A 20,357-nucleotide genomic window follows, 5' to 3' on the forward strand; every position below is an offset into this window, starting at 1 on the left:
CCGTGACCGAGACCTCCTATCCGCCTGGGGCCCGGATCGAAGTCCGGGACGCCGAGTGGATCGTCCGGACCTGCGCGAAGACCGCACATGACGGGTACAAGATCACAGCGGTCGGCGCGTCGGAGTTCGTGCGAGACGAGGACGCGGTCTTCTTCACGGAGCTGGACGACGTGAGCTTGCTGCGGCCCGAGGAGACCGTCCTGGAGCAGGACGAGACTCCTCGCTTTGCCAAGAGCAGGCTCTTTCTCGAAGCTGTCCTCCGCAGGACCCCGCTGCCGCAGACGGAGAAGGGCCTTGCACTCGCCGACCGGTTTCTCCTCGACCCGTTGCCGTACCAGCAGCGTCCCGCCGAGCTGGCCCTCGAAGGACTGCGCCCGCGCATCCTGATCGCCGATGTTGTGGGTCTCGGAAAGACGCTGGAGATCGGCCTCATCCTGGCCGAGCTGATCCGCCGTGGTCGCGGCGAGCGGATCCTCGTCGTCACCCCGCAGCAGGTGCTCGAACAGTTCCAGCACGAGCTCTGGACCCGGTTCTCCATCCCGCTGATCCGTCTCGACTCGGTCGGCATCGAGCGCATCCAGCGCGAGATCCCCGCGGGACGCAACCCGTTCACCTACTACAAGCGGATCATCGTCTCCATCGACACGCTGAAGAACGAGGGCAAGTACGGCCAGCACCTGGAGAAGATGGACTGGGACGCGGTTGTCATCGACGAATCACACAATCTGATCGGCGAGAGCAGCCTCCGCAACAAGCTGGCCAAGCTTCTCGCGCGTAAGACGGACGCACTCCTGCTGGCCAGCGCCACGCCGCACAACGGCAACAGCGAGTCGTTCGCCGAGCTGATCCGTATGCTCGACCCCGCCGCGATCGCCGACGACACCCGCTACTCGGCCAAGGACATCGACCACCTCTACATCCGCCGCACCAAGATCAGCGCCGAGGTGCGCGACCAGATGGGCGGCAAGTGGCCGGATCGAGGGCCCTCGGTCCCGGTCAGGTGCGCGGCCACACCGGCAGAGGAGAAGATCTTCGAGGAGCTCACTCAGGTCTGGCTTGCGGGCGATCAGCGGACCGGTGGGCGAGTGGTCGGCACGAAGAACCGGCTGTTCCCCTACACGCTGCTGAAGGCGTTCCTCTCCTCGCACAAGGCCCTCGCCAAGTCGGTCGCCAACCGGCTCAAGAACGCAGAGGAGCCACGCGAGATCGACGCGCTCAAGACCCTGCAGGGCCTCGCCGCCAAGATGACCGACGACGACTCCGCCAAACTGGCCGCTCTCGTCCGTGAGCTCCAGGCGATCGGCGTCGGGCCGGGCAGCCACACCCGAGCGGTGGTCTTCTCCGAGAGCGTGGAGACCGTCAGGTGGCTGACCGAGGTGCTGCCCAAGCGCCTCGGACTGACCGCGAGTGGCGCGGTCGAGATGATGCTCGGCAACGGCATGTCCGACCAGCAGCAGCAGGAGATCATCGAACGGTTCGGGCTCTCGGATAGCCCCGTCCGTCTGCTCGTCACCACCGATGTGACCTCCGAAGGCGTCAACCTGCATCGGCAGTGCAACCACCTGATCCACTACGACGTGCCGTGGAGCCTCATCAGGATCGAGCAGCGCAACGGCCGCATCGACCGGTACGGCCAGACCAGGCAGCCCCAGTTCAAGGCGCTCAGCCTCATCTCCGAGATCGAGGGCGCCAAGGACGACAGGACCGTCGCCGAGAAGCTCCTCGTCAAGGAGGAGACCGCCCATCGCAGCCTCGGCACCGCCGAGGCCGTCACCGGCGAGTATCGCGCGGAGCGGGAGGAGCGCCGCCTGATCCAGGACCTCCTCGAGGGCAAGACTGTGGAGCAGTCCATCGAGGACCGGCCGGTCGACGACTTCCTCGCTGACCTGCTCGGCTCGGTGGGCGCCGACCCCGTCAATCCTGACCCGCTGCGCGCGGACGTGCCCCGGCTGTTCGACGGCTCCAAGGCGTTCGTCAAGGAGGCCGTCGACACGCTCGGCCTGCTCAAGGACCTCGACGACGACGGCGAGATGCTCGCCTTTGAACCACCCGCCGACCTGGTCCACCGGCTCTCCGTGCTGCCCTCCGACTACCTTCGCACCCACGACGTCCGCAAGCGGATGAAGGTCACGTTCGACCGCGACCTAGCACAGCGCAAGCTCAACGAGGCGCGCAAGACCAAGACGATGTGGCCGGAGATCGCCTATCTTTCCGATCTACACCCGATGGTCGACTGGGTGACCGACAAGGTCCTCGTACGGCTTGGCAGGCAGAAGGCGCCGGTCGTCACCGCTCAGGTCGGCGAGCCGACCTTTCTGCTTCAAGGCATCTACTCCAACAGGCTCGGGCAGCCGACCGTGGTGGAGTGGATGGCGGTGACCTCCGCCGGTGTGCTCGACGAGGCGATGACCGATGTCATGACCAAGGCGGGCGTCGGCCCTCGGATGATCAACACAGGCCGTAAGTTCGACCTCCAGCCGCTGCAGGAGCAGGTGGCGCAGGCGGTCGCGACCGCCAGAAGCCACCTGGAGAACCGGCGCTCCGAATACGAGGCGGAGGTCGTCAGGCCGCTGGACGCCTACCGCGGCCAGCTCGACGAGTGGCAGCAGCTCACTCTCGACGGCGTACACATCTCCCAGCGCGGGCGCAAAGAGCAAAGCGTCCGCGAGACCGTCGAACGGCAGCAGCGCCTGCTCGACTCCCTCAAGATCACGGGCGAACCGCTGCTGCGCGTCCTCGCCGTACTCGTTCCCCAGGATGGGCACCGATGAGCTTCGATTCGCTGGTCAACCGCGGCGACTACTTCTCGGCCCACTACCTGGCCGAGGTGCTGCCCAAGGACCTCAAGAAGAAGGACGGCCTGCTCGCCCGCTGGACCGAGCAGGAGAAGGCCGGCCGCACCACGCCCCGCCGGGGGCTGCGCGCGCTCGGCAAGCCCTACTTCGCCGATCGGCCGTTCTTCGCGGACCTCGACTTACGGCTCCGCGACGGCGATCGCCTGACGCCGGATGAGCTCACCGAGCGGCGCAAGGAGCTGGGCGAGCTGCACGGTGACGTCCTGCGCGCCCTCGGGTTCGACGCGCAGCCGCGCGAGCTGATCGTTGAGCGGGCGGGCAAGGAGTACGTCGTCCAGGTCGCCTACGCCGACCAGCACCTGGTCGCGATCGAGTGCGGCTGGGCCGCCGACGTGGACGTCGCCCTCGACGACGACCTGTCCGGCAGGCTGCTCACCTCGGTCCAGCTCGACAACCGCGAGCAGATCACCTCAGGTGTCAAGCTCGCGTCGTGGCTGCTGGCCGCCGATACCCCGCCGCGCTACGTGCTGATCCTCGCGGGCGGCGTGGTCGTCCTCGCCGACAGGGCGAGCTGGGGCGAGGGGCGTTACCTCGCGGTCAGCCTCGATGTCGCGCTGGGGCGCAACAACCCGGCCGAGCTGGAGACGATCGCCGCCCTGTTCGGCGCCGACTCCCTGCTCCCCCCGGAGGAGGGCGGCTCCGAGCCGCTCGCCGACCTGCTCGGCAATTCACGTAACCACGCCGTGGGGGTCTCGAAGGAGCTGCGTGACGGTCTGAAGGAATCGGTCGAGCTGATCGCCAACGAGGTCCTCGACCGCATCCGCGCCCACGGCGTCCAGCCCGAGGACGTCATGGAGCCCGCCGCCCTTGCCAAGGAACTGGGCCGCGAGGCGCTGCGCTACCTCTACCGGATCCTGTTCCTGCTGTACGCCGAGGCCCGTCCCGAGCTGGGCATCCTGCCGACCGACGACGAGGACTACGGCAAGGGCTACAGCCTAGCCCGCCTCGGTGACCTCGTTGTGCGCGACCTGTCCGGGGAGGAGGCGCGTAACTCCTTTCACCTCTACGAGTCGCTCGACCTGCTCTTCCGCATGGTCAACAACGGCCACCGGCCTCGCACGGGGGAGGAGACCTCGGAGGATGAGGGGCTGCACTTCGAGCCGCTCCGCTCCGACCTGTTCGAGCCGAAGGCGATCAGGCTCATTGGCCGCGACGCGATCTCGCTGGACGAGGACGACCCGGACGCCCTCAGGATCGACACCCGGTTGCGCAACGAGAAGCTTTACAAGGTGCTGCGCAAGCTCATGCTCACCAAGGGGCGCAAGAAGGAGCGCGGCGGCTTCATCTCCTATGCCCAACTCGGCATCAACCAGCTCGGCGCGGTGTACGAGGGCCTGATGTCCTACACCGGGTTCATCGCCACGGAGGAGCTCTATGAGGTCGCCAAGGGAGGCGATCCCAAGGACGGCTCCTGGATGATCCCGGCGTCGAAGGTCGACGACTACCCGTCGGACGTCCTGGTCCACAAGGTTGACGAGGACGGCAATGTCGAGCTCGCCCGCCATCCCAAGGGCTCCTACGTCTACCGTCTGGCTGGCCGTGACCGGGAGACCAGCGCCTCCTACTACACGCCCGAGTCGCTGACCAGGGTCACCGTCCAGCTCGCGCTGCAGCACCGCCTGGACCAGGAGGGTACGGTCACCCCGGCCCGCGAGATCCTCGAATGGAAGATCTGCGAACCGGCCCTGGGCTCCGGCGCGTTCCTCAACGAGGCGATCAATCAGGTCGCCGCAGAGTACTTGAAGCGGCGCCAGCAGGAGCTGGGCGAGTCGATCGACCCCGAGGCGTACGAGGAGGAACTGCAGAAGGTAAAGGCGTACGTCGCGCTGCACAACTCCTACGGTGTCGACCTGAACGAGACCGCCATCGAGCTGGCCGAGGTTTCTGTCTGGCTGAACGTCATGCACCCGGGGTTGCAGGCTCCCTGGTTCGGCCTGCACCTGCGGCGCGGCAACTCGCTCATCGGCGCGGGCCGCCGCGTGTACGGCGCGGCTTCGCTGACCAAGGGGTCGTGGCTGAAGGAGGCCCCCGAGGACCTGCCGTTCTCCGCCGGCGAGCTGCCCTCGGGGAAGGTCCATCACTTCCTGTTGCCCGCCGAGGGCTGGGGCGCGGTCGCCGGAGCCAAGGAGGCTCGCGAACTGGCACCCGAGCAGGCCAAGCAGCTCGCCGCCTGGCGCAAGCAGATGCGCCTCAAGGTCTCGGACAAGAAGTCCGGCGGCCGGAAGGTCAGCCAGCTCCAGCGCCTGCAGGCCCTGTCCGGCCGCGCCGAGTATCTGTGGGGCCTGGTCCAGCAGCGCCTCGCCATCTCCGAGCGCGAGATCAGCCGCAAGATCGACGTCTGGGGAGCCGACTGGATCGACCAGCCGGAGAACGCCGTCCCCAAGGAGAAGGTCTATGACGACCTGACCTCGCCGGGCACGCCGTACTGGCGGCTCAAGAAGGTCATGGACGCCTGGTGCGCCCTGTGGTTCTGGCCGCTGGACCGTGCGGGCCTGCTGGACGGCTCCGACGACGTTTACATGCGGCCGCCCGCGGCCGAAGCCGCCGAGCCCGGCGACGGCGGCGAGCCCGGCGACGGCGGCGAGCCCGCGACGGTACGGCCCACGACGTTGGAAGAGGGAGCGGCAACCGAGACCCCGATCAGGGAGACCACTGACGAGACGGCTGCGGAGACGGCCGGGGACATGACCGTGGCCCAGGCCGCCGAGGAGTCGATCGGTTTCGGGAAGGTCTACGTCACCGATTCACTTTTCAGCGTCGGGGACAAGCAGCTCGACCTTGTCGGTTACGCCCTCGAGGCGAAGACCGCCACGGCGGGACGTACGGCGAAGCCCGCTGCCCGCAAGCTCCGGCCTGCTCTGGAGCCGATCCGCCCGGTGATCCCGCTGGCGAACCTGGATGACTGGCTCGACTTCGCCGAGGCTCTGCTCGGCCACGCCGACATCCCCGAGGATTCGCTGATCGCGAACTTCGCCTCGCTGGCCGACCTGGAGGTCTACGAGGACGAGCTCCAGTCGTGGATGGGCATGGACTCGGCCCACAAGCTGCCCGAGCGCTTTCCGTGGCTCGACGCGGTCGAAGACATCGCCGACCAGCAAGGCTTCTTCCACTGGGAGCTCCAGTTCGCCCAAATCTTCAACCAGGGCGGCTTCGACCTCCAGGTCGGCAACCCCCCGTGGGTCCGGCCTCGCTGGCAGGAGGGCACAGTACTCGCTGAGTTGGAGCCGTGGTTCATGCTTGCCGAGAAGCCGAATGTCGCGGAGTGGGATGAGCGCAAAGTCGCTGCGCTTCCAGTAGGGGTTACTCGCGATTACTTCCTGGGTGAACTCGCCGTTAACACTGGTACGGTGGAGTTCCTTTGCTCCACAGCAACGTATTTGCTACTGGTCGGCACTCAACCTGACCTATACCGCGCCTTTATGTGCCGGGTCTGGGCAAATCTCAGCCGCTCGGGTACGGCCGGTCTCATCCATCCTGACACCCATTTCGGTGGAGTGAAGGAGGGGCGCTTGCGAGCCGCAACCTACCGCCACATGCGTTTCCATGCACATTTCTCGAATCAGCTCTACCTTTTTACTGAGATTCGCGATAAGATCGAATATGGTGTCCATATATACGGGGTGGGGCGAGAAATTGGGTTCATCCATGCAAGCTGGATATTTGATCCGGCTGTTATTTCTGGTTCGATAGGCCACGAAGGCGCCGGGGAACTTCCGGGAATCAAACATGCGAGCCGATGGGATATCCGCCCGCACAGGGCGCGCCTGATCCATGTAAATGAGCCTCTCCTCGCTCAGTGGCAGAGGCTCGCCGGCTCAACTAATGGACCAGTGGACCAGACACCGCTGCTCTATCCCGTAACCACTTCGGAAGCGGATGCGGTTGAGGTGCTTGCAGCTTACAAGTGGCGGCTTGGAGCGTTCGGCCCCCAGATCAGTCGAGGGTATGACGAGGCGAATGCAAAAAAGGAAGGCCTTATTCGGTGGCATACTGGCCATGCTAATGGGCTCGATGAGGTGATCCTGCAAGGGCCGCATTTCGTGTCAGCTACCCCGTATAACAAGCAGCCGAATATCCCGTGCCGCAACAACCAGGACTGGTCCGCTTGGAATATTGGGGAATTGCCAGCCGACGCCGTTCCGATCACTAATTATGAGCCAGCTCGGGACAGAGAGACCTTTCTCGCTGCTCAGGATAGCTGGGCCACAGCGGACGGGGGCGCCCGGAAGTGTACGGAGTTCTATCGGTTGGCCTGGCGGCGCATGATTCCCTTCGCGAATGAACGGTCGCTATTCGCTGCGCTGATCCCGCCCGGACCCGCACACGTGAATGCGGTGCACACGCTGGCACTGGACGACAACCGGAGTACCGTACTTGCTGCGGGGTTCTGGGCTGCCCTTCCGCTGGATTACTTGCTTCGAATCACAAGTCGGGCAGACCTCCAAATCGGTGACGCGCCAAAGATGCCAGCTGGCGATGCCGGTCATCCGCTAGCCTCGGCGCTGCTGCTTCGCGCGCTTCGGCTCAACTGCCTGACCAATGCCTACGCCCCGCTCTGGGCTGAGCTGTATGAAGCCGCCTGGAACGGCGAGGACTGGGCCGTCGACTGGGCCGGACTCGGGCCGCTCGGGGACCCGGAGGCGGTTACCCCAGAGTGGGCCTATAGGACCCCCCTTCGCGCCGAGCGGGAGCGGCGGGCCGCGCTCGTCGAGTTGGACGCGCTGGTCGCTCTCTGGCTCGGGATGACCGCTGAGCAACTGGTCGCCATCTACCGTTCCCGCTACCCGGTTCTGTCCGACTACGAGGCGCAGATCTGGTTCGACGCCAATGGCCGGAAGATCGCGGGCAACCACAACACCTACGGCTACGGGCAGACCAAGGAGCATTTCGAGCAGCTCATGGCGCATCTGGACCCGGAGATCAAGGGACCGGTGCCGGACGGCTACGCGGCACCCTTCTACAAGGCCGATCGGGAGGCCGAGTACCGCCAGGCCCATGCCGTCTTCTCCGAGCGGTTACGGCAGTCGGGCTGGCGGGCGCCAGCCGTAGCCGACAGCGAGAGCGTGTTGTGACGAAAACTGTTTGCTCGGTCACGCAGGGTGCGGCATCCTCGACCATGCCGCACCCCCGGTGGATGCCGGAAGTGAGGGCCGGGACTACCGAGGGATATCGGGTGCCCCGCCTTCGCGCTGTCGCCTTGTTCGGATCGGGTGATGCTGTGACGGCGCGCGGGTGGTCAAGTGTTGTTCTCTTGGAATGGCCAGGCAAGCGGGGTGATCTGGGATACGCCGTGCGCCAGTCCGACGAACTTGGCATCAGTTGTCGCGACATCAGTGATGGAAAGCCGTTCGGCTATGGCCAGGACCGTGGCGTCGACGTAGCCCATGGGGGCGCTGGCCAAGCGGCGCACGAGTTCGGCAGCGCGCTTCCGGTCATCCGAAGTTGGATCGGCGATGACAAAGTCGCCGCGGTTTGCGGTGACGGCTTCAAGCAGCGTGGCTTCCAACTCCGGGCCCTTTCGGACGTTGTTGCGCAAGAAGTTGCATGTCTCACCGAGAACGGGTTCGGGGATGACAAGCCGTCCAGGCCACGTTGTGAGAAGCCGGGTGCACCGGGCGTGGAATCTGTCACCAGGATCGAAGGTGGCGATCAGTGGGCCTGAATCGCACAGCAGACTCTTCACGCGCTGAGGCGAATAGCGTCGATCGCCTCCACGATCTCTCGGTTCTTTCGCGCCTCGGCCATGATCTCCCGGTAGCGGGTGGAAAGTTCGTGTTCGCCGCTTTCGCCCAGGCCGACCCAGGGGAAGCGCCGCCGGACGGCTTCGTAGTCGATGGGCTCCTCGTCGCTCATGCCTCCAGCATAGACAGGCGTTTCGGGACGGTCAGTTTGGACTTTGCCCCGGACAGGCTTCAACATATGGTCATCATATCGTCACGGAACGTCGATGCGGTGTCTCTCGCAGGCTCGCATCGAACAAGAACGCCGGCGCGGGCCGTGCTCGAAAGCGTGCAGGCCGTACAACTTCACAGGGAGGCGGCGTGAGGCCGACACTGGCAGCCGAGGAGTTGCGGCGGAGTCTGACGCAGTACCTCACGACCACCTTCGCACTTGCCGAACAACCCGTCCGCGACGCGCTGGAGCGGTTCCTCAATCACCCCGAGCAGGGCATCTTCCGCGGGCCGTACCTGCGGATCCGGACGCCGTTCCGCCCGGCCGAGGATGGGTGGCAGGAGTCAGTGGAGTGGGCGCCGCCCGGGTTCACGCCGTACCTGCACCAGGCGAAGGCGTTCCGACGGCTAAGCACGCGCGGCAAGCAGGCCGAGCCGACGCTGATCACAACAGGCACAGGCTCGGGCAAGACCGAGTCGTTCCTCATCCCGGTGCTGGACCACTGCCGCAGAGAGCGGGCCAAGGGCAAGCAGGGTGTGAAGGCCGTGCTGCTCTATCCGATGAACGCCCTGGCCACCGACCAGGCGCACCGGATCAACGACTACCTCCAGCAGCCGGATCTGCACGACGTAACCACCGCGCTCTATATCGGCGACACCCCCGAGGTCGGCTACCCGAAGGTGATGACGCAGCGGTCGGAGATCCGGCGCAACCCGCCGGACGTCCTCATCACCAACTACAAGATGCTCGACCTGCTGCTCCAGCGGGCCGACGACCTGCCGCTCTGGCAGGACGCCGAGCTGGCCTACGTGGTGGTGGACGAGTTCCACACCTACGACGGCGCGCAGGGCACCGATGTCGCCATGCTGCTGCGCCGGCTGGCGACCGCCACCGGGCATTCGCGGCCGGGGGAGCCACTCGGTGACATCTGCCCGGTTGCGACCTCCGCCACCCTGGGCGAGAACGGCGCCTCCTCCGGGACACCAGGCGAGGGCGGGCCCCGAGGCTCCATGGGGCGGGATGGGGGCAGTATCCGCGAGGTGGCCGAGCAGGTCTTCGGCACGGCGTTCCCCGAGGACGCCGTGGTCGGAGAGGACCGGCTCAGCGCCGAGGAGTTCATCGGCGACATCGACGTCACCCTGCCACTGCCGGGACCGGACGATCTGATCGCCTGCGGTGACCCGCTGCGCCAGCCGGGAGCGATGGACCAGATCGCGGCGGCGGTCACCGGGAGGAACGACCTCAGCCCCCAGGAGCTGGGGAAGGTGCTGAAGCGGCACATCCTCACCCAGGCCGTGCTCGACGTGCTGAGCGACCGTCCGCGGCCCTTCGACGAGATGTTGGAGCTGTTGCCCCGACGAGGTGCCTACAACTGGGGCGCGTTCATCCGCGACAACCCGGTCAGGGCGGCCACAGCGCTCGCCCGGTTCGTCGCGCTGCTGTCGCAGGCGCGAGATCCCGACAATCCGAAGCGGCCGTTCCTGCTGGTCGAGACCCACATGTGGGTGCGGGCGGTGTCGCGACTGCTCCGCCTGGTGCACCACACCCCGGCCTTCGCCTGGATCGGCGAGCCGGCCGTGACAGACGCCGACTCCACGCTCAACGTGCTCGGCAAGACCCGACTGCCCGCGGTCTACTGCCGCCACTGCGGCCGGTCCGGATGGGCCGCGTTTTCGCCCGAACGTGATCCCGGCGAGCTGGTCACCACCCCAGAGAAGATTTACCGTGCGGCCGTCGGGTCGGAGAAGAAGCGGGTCCGCCCGCTGATCCAGGCCACCCGGAGCGAGGTGGAGGCGACGGTCCGCAACCTCGGGATCCTCGACGGGGAGCGGGTCCGGCCGTTCGACCCCGCGAAGGACACGTACGGCGAGGGCGACATCGTCTTCGTCCTGACGAACCTGGACACCAAGCAGGAGGCGAACAACGCCGCCGAGCAGGACCGCTGCCCTGCCTGCGAGATGGACCAGGGCATCCGGTTCCTCGGTGCCGGCCTGGCCTCGCTCGCCTCGGTGGCGATCACGCAGCTCTTCGCGGGCAACCAGCTCGAGGTGGAGCAGCGCAAGACGCTGCTGTTCAACGACTCGGTGCAGGACGCCGCACACCGGGCGGGGTTCGTGGCCAACCGGTCGTACGCCTTCTCGCTGCGGCGATTGCTGACGTCGCGGCTGGACCCCGAGGTGCCGATCCTGCTCAACGACCTGATCGCCGACCTCGCCGCGGCGGCCAGCGAGGCGGACGTGCTGCCCGCTGTGGTCCCGCCCGACCTGCACGATCGCTCCGAGATCGACGCGATCCTCGCTGGGGAGACCAGCGGAACGCCGGAGACCTGGAACCTCATTGGGGAGCGTCTGGCGTTCGCCGCCATCATGGAGCTCGGCCTGCGCTCCCGGCAGGGCCGTACCCTCGAACTCACCCGCACGGCCGCCGCCGAGGTCGTGCTGAGCGACCCCTGGAAGATCGCCGACCTGGCGCGGGACGCGCACACCGGCACGTCGGGGATGATCGAGCGCCAGTCGGATGAGCGATATCTGGTGTTCGTCCACGGTCTGCTGGAGCGGCTGCGCTACCGGGGCGCGATCAAGCACGCGTGGCTGGAGAGGTGGGTCGGCAACGCGGGGACCAGCCGCTACAACGCGATCTGGGGGCGCCGCCCGGACGGCATGCCCGCGTTCCCGCGCGGCCTCGGCGCGCCGACGTTCCTGCTTGACCGGTTCAAGAAGAAGTCGGAGTTCGACCGGATCGATGCCGACCAGGGCTGGCCGCAGGACTGGGCCGCCAAATGCCTGCACCTGAGCCGCGGCCAGGCCGGTGAGTACCTGTCCCGCCTGCTGCCCATGCTGGCCGTAGAGGGCGTCATCGCCAAGAGGACGGCCGATGACGGCTCCACTCAGGTGTACGGCCTGCAGCCGGGCCACATCCAGGTGCGCCTGCTGGAGGACGAGCAGGTCAACGACGCGGGGATCGGCTGCGACCGATGCGCCTGGGAACAGACCGTCCCGCCCGAGCTCGTCGGCGACTGGTACGGCCAGCCGTGCCCACGCTACCGCTGCGGCGGCTTCCTGACCGACCGCGGCACCCAGAACTACAAGGCCGACTACTATCGCCGCCTCTACCTGGGCGACGGGGTGTTCCGGGTGGTCACCGCCGAGCACACCGGTTCGCTGACCCGGCGCCAGCGCGAGCAGGTGGAGCAGCGCTTCCGGGAGGGCACCCGCTACAGCGACCCGAACGTGCTCTCCTGCACCCCCACGCTGGAGCTGGGCATCGACATCGGTGACCTGTCCGCGGTCATCCTCGCCTCACTGCCCCCTGGACCGGCCAACTACGTGCAGCGGGTCGGCCGGGCGGGCCGCCGTACCGGGAACGCCTTCCTGGTCACCATGGTCGGGCGTTCGCCGCGTGACCTGTACTTCCTCAACGAGCCGCACGAGATGATCGCCGGTGAGATCGTCCCGCCGGGCAGCTATCTGTCGGCGGTGGAGATCCTTCGGCGGCAGTACGTCGCCCACCTGATCGACCTGTGCGCCAGGGACCGGTTCCCCGGAGTGATGCCGCTGCCGCGGCGGGCGTCGGCGCTGTTCGGGGAGACCGGGTGGCTGGCCGGATTCGTCCCCGCCGTGCTGGCGTCAGGTGCGGTCGACGGTTTCCTCGATCTCTTCGGTGCGTCGGTGAGCGCCGAGGCCGCCATGGACCTTCGGGAGTTCGCCACGGCTGGGCTGGTGTCCGCCGTACAGCGAGCCGAGCGGTCATGGGACCTGCGCCTGGCCGATCTGCGCGAACGGCTGGACACGATCGACACGGCAATCGAGGCGCTAGTCGAGTCCGACCCCAGCCAGCAGGCGATCAAGCGGTCGCTGGCGGCCGAGCGGCGAGCCGTCGCCCGGCTCATCGGCGAGATCGGCCGGGAGAACGCGCAGGGCGCGCTGGTCGAGCTGGGGCTGCTGCCGAACTACTCCCTCATCGACTCCGCCACCAGCCTGGAGGCGACGATCACCTGGGAGGAGGAGATCCCCGGCGGCAAGCAGTACCACAGCGAGGTGCGCGAATACACGCGGTCTGCCCGGTTGGCCCTCACGGAGCTGGCGCCGGGCAACTCGTTCTACATGCGCGGCTACCAGCACCAGATCACCGGCCTGGACATCGGCACCCCGTCCCGCCCGGCGTGGGAGGAGTGGCGGGTCTGCCCCGGCTGCGGCCACGTGCGGACCGCTAGGGCGCAGGAGGACACCTCGCCGTGCCCGCGCTGCGGCGGTCGGGACATCGGCGAGCTGGGTTCGCTGCACAAGGTTCTGCGCCCGACCCGTGTCACGGCGCATGACCGCCGCGACGACGTGCAGATCCGCGACGACAACGACGACCGGCAGCGGCGCTACTACGAGACCGCAGTTGCGGTCGACGTCGACCCGGCCGACGTCGCGCCGGGCTCGTGGCGGCACGCCAAGGCCGTGTTCGGCGTCGACTTCACCCGCAAGGCGGTCATCCGCCGGTTCAACCTGGGCACCACGCGATTCGACCGGCAGGCGGCCGACAAGTTCGCGGGGGAGGACGTCCGGCTCAACCCCTTCCACGCCTGCCCGTCCTGCGGCGGCACGACAGTGGACGGCCCGCCGTCGTCAGGTGATTCGGACGGTCTGGTTGCCACGTCGTCGTTCGACCAGTCGCGCAAGCACCACCGGCCGTGGTGCACCTTCCGGCGCGCGGCGCAGGACACCGAGCATGTCAAGCTGATCCTGGCCCATGAGCTGGGCACCGAGGCGTTGCGCATCCTGCTCCCCGTCGCCACGCTGATGGCAGAGGAACGGACGGCTTCCTTCCAGGCGGCCCTGATGGCGGGGGTGGCGGCCAGGTACGGCGGCCATCCCGACCATCTCGCGATCGTCACCGCCACCATGCCCGACCAGGACACCGGCCGGCGGCGGCGCTTCCTCGTGCTGCACGACACGCTGCCGGGTGGCACGGGCTACCTGCACCGGCTCTCCTCCCCGGAAGGCTTCCACGAGGTGCTGACAGAGGCGTACAAGATCGTGGCGGGCTGCCGCTGCAAGGAGGAGCGCGGCAAGCGGGCCTGCCACCGCTGCCTGCTCGCCCACGTGCCCGGGAGCATGTACGACAAAGTCAGCCGTGCCGACGCACTGGAGATGCTGGGCGAGCTGCTCGACGACTGGGCGATCGCGGAGGTCTCGACCACGAACGAGATCTCGCTGTGGGACCAGATCGAGAGCGAGCTGGAAGCGCGGTTCCTCGGCGGCCTGGAGGCCTGGGCCCGGCGTGGTGACACGCCAGGGACGCTGGCCCGCGGTGAGGTCGTGAACGGCAGGAAGACCGCGGACCTGCGGATCGAGGGGCCGGACGGGGCCATCCGGCACTGGCGGATGACTCTGCAGAACACCATCCGGGGCACCCGGCCCGACGTGCTGTTCCGGTTGGTGGACTCCGAGCCCCAGGAGGTGGCCGTCTACCTCGACGGATACGCCTACCACGCCGCCGCGGAGATCAACCGGCTGGCCGACGACGCGGTCAAGCGTGCCCGGCTGCGCGCGCACCGGGGGCTCGTCTTCCAGTTGACCTGGGACGACTTGGATGAGTGGCAGGAGTGGGATTTCGCGCCCAATACGTCCCGCGAGCCGCTGCGCGTGCCGTATCTGGGCAACGCCCAGAGCAGCGCTCGGGGGCTCTACCACCGGTCGGTGCCGGGGCACGATCCCGACGAGCTGGTGCGCACGATGTGGACCAACCCCATCGAGACGCTGCTCGCCTTTCTGGGTGACCCCGACCCCGGACTCTGGCTGCGCCGGGCTGAGGCGGTGACCGCGGGCGCGTTGCAGTCGGCCCATGCGAAGACCATGTCCGATGCCGGCGGTGTCGCCGAGCGCGTGATGGCATCTTTGCGCGGTTCGATCCTTCCGGCCGCCACTCAGGGGCGGATCGCTGTCTGCACCGGCGCCGACGCAAGCGGCTGTCCGCTGACGATCGTTCTCGATCAGCGCTCCGAACCCGTCTGGAGCGCGTTCACAGTGATCGACGATCGGAATGAGACGATCCGCACGGACGAGGAGACGCACAAACGACGCTGGGCCGCCTGGCTCTATTGGGGCAATCTGCTGCAGTTCCTCGACTTCGGCTCCGGCGACAGCGGGCAGCTCACGCTCACCCGGCTGGACCTCTTCGACCCGTCGCAGCTCGCGGCGGCGGGTGGCGGCGGATTCCTGACCTCGCTCAGCCTGCTACCTCTGGACGAGGATCTCGTCGACGACACCGAGCCTGTAGGGCATGCACTCGCCACGGATGCAGAGCCCATGAAGCGTGCACCCGCCCCGGAGACGTCCGCCGTTCGGGAGGGAACCACTCTGCCGCCGCGCTGGGAGCACGTTCTCGATCTGCTCGACCCCGACGAGCCTGGGCTGGCACTGTTCGCGCAGCGGCTCGCCGAGGTCGGTGTGCCAGCCCCGGATGTGGTGGGCTACGAGCTGGGCGAGCAGGCATGGCAAGCCGAGATGGCGTGGCCATCCGCGAAGGTGGCGATTGTGCTTGCGGGAGACAACGACGAGGTGCGCAAGCGTGATGCCGCCTACACGGAGGCGGGCTGGGATGTGCGTGCCGTACCGGGCTGGACGCCCGAAGAACTGGCCGAGCGGATCGGGGGAGCGAAGTGAGTCAGGCGACGTTGCGGCTGCTCGACAAGGCGGATAAGGAGATCCTCAAGCTCCCCCGCGCGGTCAAGGGCGCGATCTACGACTTTCAGCACAAGTTCCGCCAAGATCCGGACAGTCCAGGCCTGCGATTCAAACAGCTCAAGGGGCACCCGCGGCTGTACTCGGCACGGGTGAACCTGGACTATCGGGCGCTGCTTCTGCACGCGGGTGGCACCGATTACATCCTTGTCGCGGTAAGGCCGCGGCAGGAGGTCTACGACAACCTCGACAAGTTCGCCTACCAGATCAACCCCGTGACGGGAGGCATCGAGTTCCTCGATCTGCTGACGATCGAGGAGAAGGTCGTGGAGGAGGTCCCGGCGCTGTCGGAACCCACTCAGGCGGAGGCGCTATTCGGCAAGTTCTCCGCCGAGACCCTGCTTGAGTTGGGCGTCGCGGAGCCGCTACTCGGCTTGATCGGAAAGATCACGAATGAGGACGAGCTGCTCGGCCTCGCGTCGTACGCGCCGCAGCTCACCGGTGAGGTGCTGCTCGCGCTCTACTCGGGCAAGACCGTCGAGGAGGTTCTCGACCAGATCACCACCCCAGTGGCGGTTACTGAAGACGTCGACACCGATGACTACCAGGCCGCGCTTGCTCGGCCCGCCACCGTCGTGACCACTGAGGACGTCGCACTGCAGGAAATCCTGGAAGAGGGCGACTTCGGACGCTGGAAAGTGTTCCTCCACCCCACCCAGCGCAAGATTGTTGAGCGGAACTACAGCGGGCCTGCCCGGGTCAGCGGCGGTCCCGGAACCGGAAAGACGATCGTGGCACTGCACCGCGTCAAACTTCTGGTGGAGCGGCTCGCGCCGGGTGACCGCAAAGATGTGCTGCTCACCACCTTCAACAAGAACCTCGCCGCCGATTTGCGGCAGCGGCTGCTCGCGCTCGGCGGCACTGATGTCGTCAAGCGTGTCGAGATCATCAACATCGACAAACTCGCCAGCAACATCGTGGTGGAGACGCAGTCCGGGGCCGGGCGGCAGTGGATCGACGACACGAAGGCGCTTATCGAGTGGCAGGAGCTCCTCGACGAGCAGCGGGAGCGCCGGTGGGATGCCGAGTTCCTGCACGCCGAGTGGTCGCAGGTGATCCTCGGCCTGGGTGTCGCCTCGCGGGCCGACTACTTCCGGGCCCGCCGCGCCGGGCGGGGACGGGCGATCAGCCGAGAGGAGCGCGCGGCGATCTGGCAGCTGGCCGAGCGCTACGTGATGCGACTGGACGAGAAGGGCCTGTGGACCTTACAGCAGGTCGCTGATCGGGCGGCGCGCCTGGAGATCGAGCGAGCCCGGGCGATGGCGTCTTACGATGCCGACCAGGCCAGTTCCGTCAAACTTCAACGCGAGTCCGGCATCTGGCATCAGCCTCGGTACCGGCACATCGTCGTCGACGAGGCACAGGACCTCAGCACGGCGCACTGGAGGATGCTGCGCGCGATGGTCCCCGAAGGACCCAACGATCTGTTCATCGCCGGCGACACCCACCAGCGGATCTACCGCAACTACGTCTCTCTGGGGAGCCTCGGGATCAACATTCGGGGCCGATCGTCCAAGCTGACCCTCAGTTACCGGACCACCCACGAGATCCTCGGCACGGCGCTCCGTCTGCTCGGACAGGAGGAGTGGGACGACCTCGACGACGGTCATGACGACCTCACCGGATACCGGTCAGTGTTGCGGGGACCGGAGCCGCTGTTCACGTCGTATCCCACCTGGGACGCCGAACTCGACGGAATCGTCGAGCAGGTCAGAACATGGGGCGGAGGCTCAATCGCGGTCAGCGTGCCTGAACGGCGCATGGTGGCCGAAGTTGAGAACCGCTTGGGCAAGGCAGGAATCATCTCTTCGTCCATCGGCACCGACGGACCGCGGCTCGTTGAGGCTCCCGTTCACGTCGGGACGATGCACCGGTTCAAGGGCCTTGAATACCAGCGCTTGATCATCGCGGGCGTCTCCGAAGGTCTGGTGCCGGCTCAGCGGATCGTCACTTTGAAGGACGGCGATCCCCTGCGCTTCCGCCGCGAGATGCAGCGGGCTCGATCGCTGCTTTTCGTGGCCGCGACCCGCGCCCGGGACGGCATCGTCATCTCCTGGCACGGCCGGAAGAGCAGGTTCCTCCCGTGAGGATCGTCGCCGACAGGTACGAGATCACCTCGCCGATCGGGCGGGGCGGGATGGGGGAGGTCTGGGGCGGAAGGGACGTGCGGCTCAATCGGCCGGTCGCCATCAAATTGATCAGTTCCGGCGAACTGGCATCTGAAAAAGATGCCCGGCGAAGATTCAACCGCGAGGGTCGAATCACTGCCCGGCTTCGGCACCCGGGGGTTCCGGTCGTTTACGACTTCGGCGATGACGGCGACCTCTACATGGTGATGGAGTCACTACCCGGGGAGACGGTCGGAAAGCTCAAGGACGAGCAAGGGGCTCTGCCTGTGCCCTGGGCGGCCTTCATCGGGGCTCAAGTGTGCGCGGTGCTCGCCGCCGCCCACAACGCCGATCTGATCCACCGTGACGTCAAGCCGGACAACCTCGTGCTATGTCCTGATGGCACGGTCAAGGTCATCGACTTCGGCGTGGCGACCTCACTAGGCGCGGGTGAGTTCTCGAAGATCACCCAGGCGGGGCAGATTCCGGGATCCGCGCGATACATGGCGCCAGAGCTCATAGAGGGTGCCGATGCGAGTCGTGCGAGCGATCTCTATACAGTCGGCTGCACGATGTACGAGCTGCTCACCGGCTCTCGGCCGTTCGAGTCCCGTGACCTCCTGAGGGAGATCGCCCGGAGCCAGCGGGAGAGTCCGCCGCCGATGGAAGGGGTCCCCAGGGAATTGGAAGAACTGACGCTTCGATTGCTTGCGAAGGCGCCCGACCAGCGCCCGGACAGCGCGGTGTCGGTCTACCGGAGTCTTCTGCCATGGGTCCGTGACCCACCGCCGCTCCATGGCTGGGTCGCTCAGGATCTGTCCATTGATCCTGCCCACATGTATTCGGTGGTAGTTTCGAGTTTGGGGTAGTTCATGCACGACAGCGCCACGGTCGCAGCGGCCGACATCGCTAGGTTGGCGGGGGTTGGGCGCGCCGCCGTCAGCAATTGGCGCCGCAGGTTCGACGACTTTCCTTCTCCCGTCGCCGGTACTTCCAGCAGCCCGCTCTTCTCTCTTGCCGCCGTGGAGGAATGGCTCCGTCGCCAGGGCAAACTCGCGGAGGTCCCGCTCGACGAGCGGGTTTGGCAGCAGCTCCGGGCGAGCGTCGACGACCTCCGCCTCGCCGACGCGGTGGGCCAAGCCGGTGTGTTCCTCACCTCCAGCTCGGCGGAAGGCCCCCTGCCGGACGGCCTCGCCGATCTCGCAACCTCCCGCGGCCCAGCCCGGACCTTCGACTTCCTCTACGAGCGCTATCTGGAAACCCACTCTCGCCGCGTCGCGGTGACCTCTGGTGAGGTCGCAGACCTTATGGTCGCTCTCGCCGATGTGGCGGGCGGCAGTAGTGTTCTCGACCCGGCCTGCGGATTCGGCACATTGCTCGTCTCCGCTGCTGCCTCAGGCGCGACGAAGCTCTATGGGCAGGAGCGTGAGCAGTCGTCCGCGGTGATCGCAGAGTCTCGTCTACGCCTGCACGGCCACGACAGCATTGTGCTGACGGGGGATGCCCTCCGCGACGACATGTTCGACTCGCTCCAGGCGGACGCGGTGGTCTGCACCCCGCCGTTCGGCGAGCGCAGTTGGGGATACGAAGAGCTGTCCAGCGACATCCGCTGGACATATGGCCTGCCGCCGCGTGGCGAACCCGAACTGCCTTGGGTGCAGCACGGCCTGTTCCATGTCCGTCCCGGAGGGCATGTCGTCATCCTGATGCCCTCGGCCGCCGCCGACCGCCGGTCCGGCCGCCGCATCCGCGCTCAACTTCTACGTTCCGGAGCCTTGCGGGCTGTTGTGGCCCTTCCCGCCGGCTCCGCGCCGGGCGCACTCGGGTCACCACACCTGTGGGTCCTGCGCAAGCCGGGCGGTGGTGATCCCATCCCCACGCATGTCCTCATGGTGGACGCGGCGGACCTGCCGTGGTCGAAGGTCCATGAGCATGTGATCGACAGTTGGCAGGCTTTCCGGTCCTCGACGGAGATGGACGGAGCAGTCCCGATCATTGACGTGCTCGACGAGATTGTGGATCTGACCCCCGGGCGATATATCGGCGGACAGGCGGCGGAAGGACACGGCTTCATGTCCGCCGTGGAGACGCTCTCGGTGTTGCTTGAGGATCTACGTCGAACGCTGGACGATTTGCGGACTCTCCAGATCGGCGGAGAGCCCTTGCCCAGGACCACTATCGCCGAACAGATAAAGGCCGGTGCCCTCGTCGTTCTCACCGGGCCGAGGCTGGAGATCCACAGCGGGAAAATACCGGTGCTGACGCTGGATGATGTGCTGGCCCGTCGGGCCCCCACCGGCCGTACGACCCCGTCGACAGAGATGCTCACTGTCGAGTCCGGCGACATCGTCGTCCCGGCCGGCGGTCGGTTCCTCGCCGTCCATGTGATCGACGAGGGCCATGCGATTTTGGGTCCTGGCTTGCAGATCTTGCGTGCTGCCCCTGACCGGCTCGATCCCGCTTGCCTCGCGGGTTTCTTGCGGATCGCGGCGCTCCAGTCACCGGGTCGGGGGCAGACGGGAACATCGCGGTCAGACATAAGGCGAATTGAGATCCCGCGGATCTCCCTTCAGCAACAGCGCGCCCTCGGAGAGGTGTTCGGACGCGTGGACAGGTTCGAGGTTCTACTCGGCCAGGCCGCGAGCGGCGGCTCGGCGCTGGTCGGCCTTGTGCTGCAAGGGTTGGGAGAAGGGGTGCTGCACCCATATCGCGCAACCTTGAGGTCGTTGCTGGACTCGTAGCTCCTGCGGCGTATCGCGAAGGAGTCCGCT

Annotated in this window: 8 protein-coding genes; 6 read left to right on the forward strand and 2 right to left on the reverse strand. The window is 66.9% G+C overall.

Features of this window, described 5'->3' with window-relative positions; genetic code table 11:
- The first annotated feature begins 2 nt into the window (after positions 1-2).
- Together N5079_RS30540 and N5079_RS30545 are read left to right on the forward strand one after the other, a co-directional pair.
- The gene (locus N5079_RS30540) at positions 3-2,771 is read left to right on the forward strand and encodes a DEAD/DEAH box helicase (RefSeq protein ID WP_261587632.1); all 2,769 of its coding nucleotides are present in this window, start codon (positions 3-5) and stop codon (positions 2,769-2,771) included.
- Positions 2,768-7,927 carry an Eco57I restriction-modification methylase domain-containing protein gene (locus N5079_RS30545; RefSeq protein ID WP_261587633.1) on the forward strand — a complete coding sequence of 1,720 codons (5,160 nt, stop codon included), beginning with the start codon at positions 2,768-2,770 and terminating at the stop codon, positions 7,925-7,927. Before N5079_RS30540 ends, N5079_RS30545 begins: the two co-directional genes overlap by 4 nt.
- Before the next feature lie 164 nt (positions 7,928-8,091).
- Here the strand turns inward: N5079_RS30545 and N5079_RS30550 are convergent, their stop codons facing one another.
- Complete coding sequence (locus N5079_RS30550; protein ID WP_261587634.1) at positions 8,092-8,538, reverse strand: type II toxin-antitoxin system VapC family toxin; 447 nt, start codon at positions 8,536-8,538, stop codon at positions 8,092-8,094.
- Complete coding sequence (locus tag N5079_RS30555; protein ID WP_261587635.1) at positions 8,535-8,708, reverse strand: hypothetical protein; 174 nt, start codon at positions 8,706-8,708, stop codon at positions 8,535-8,537. Before N5079_RS30555 ends, N5079_RS30550 begins: the two co-directional genes overlap by 4 nt.
- 188 nt (positions 8,709-8,896) lie before the next feature.
- On the opposite strand from N5079_RS30555, the gene N5079_RS30560 reads away from it, so the two are divergent.
- The 4 genes from N5079_RS30560 to N5079_RS30575 are packed head-to-tail and all read left to right on the forward strand — an operon-like array spanning position 8,897 to position 20,327.
- Positions 8,897-15,400 (forward strand): DEAD/DEAH box helicase, encoded by a 6,504-nt coding sequence (locus tag N5079_RS30560; RefSeq protein ID WP_261587636.1) that lies wholly within the window; start codon positions 8,897-8,899, stop codon positions 15,398-15,400.
- Positions 15,397-17,565, forward strand: a complete 2,169-nt coding sequence (locus N5079_RS30565; RefSeq protein ID WP_261587637.1) for a UvrD-helicase domain-containing protein — start codon at positions 15,397-15,399, stop codon at positions 17,563-17,565. Before N5079_RS30560 ends, N5079_RS30565 begins: the two co-directional genes overlap by 4 nt.
- A complete protein-coding gene (locus N5079_RS30570) occupies positions 17,562-18,455 on the forward strand; it encodes a serine/threonine-protein kinase (protein ID WP_261587638.1) in 894 nt (297 codons plus the stop codon). The genes N5079_RS30565 and N5079_RS30570 overlap by 4 nt, the downstream gene beginning before the upstream one ends.
- Positions 18,456-18,458: 3 nt before the next feature.
- Complete coding sequence (locus tag N5079_RS30575) at positions 18,459-20,327, forward strand: SAM-dependent methyltransferase (protein ID WP_261587639.1); 1,869 nt, start codon at positions 18,459-18,461, stop codon at positions 20,325-20,327.
- Positions 20,328-20,357 lie beyond the last annotated feature (30 nt).

This window comes from Planotetraspora sp. A-T 1434 (assembly GCF_025420585.1).
Classification (GTDB): Bacteria; Actinomycetota; Actinomycetes; order Streptosporangiales; family Streptosporangiaceae; genus JAOEGB01.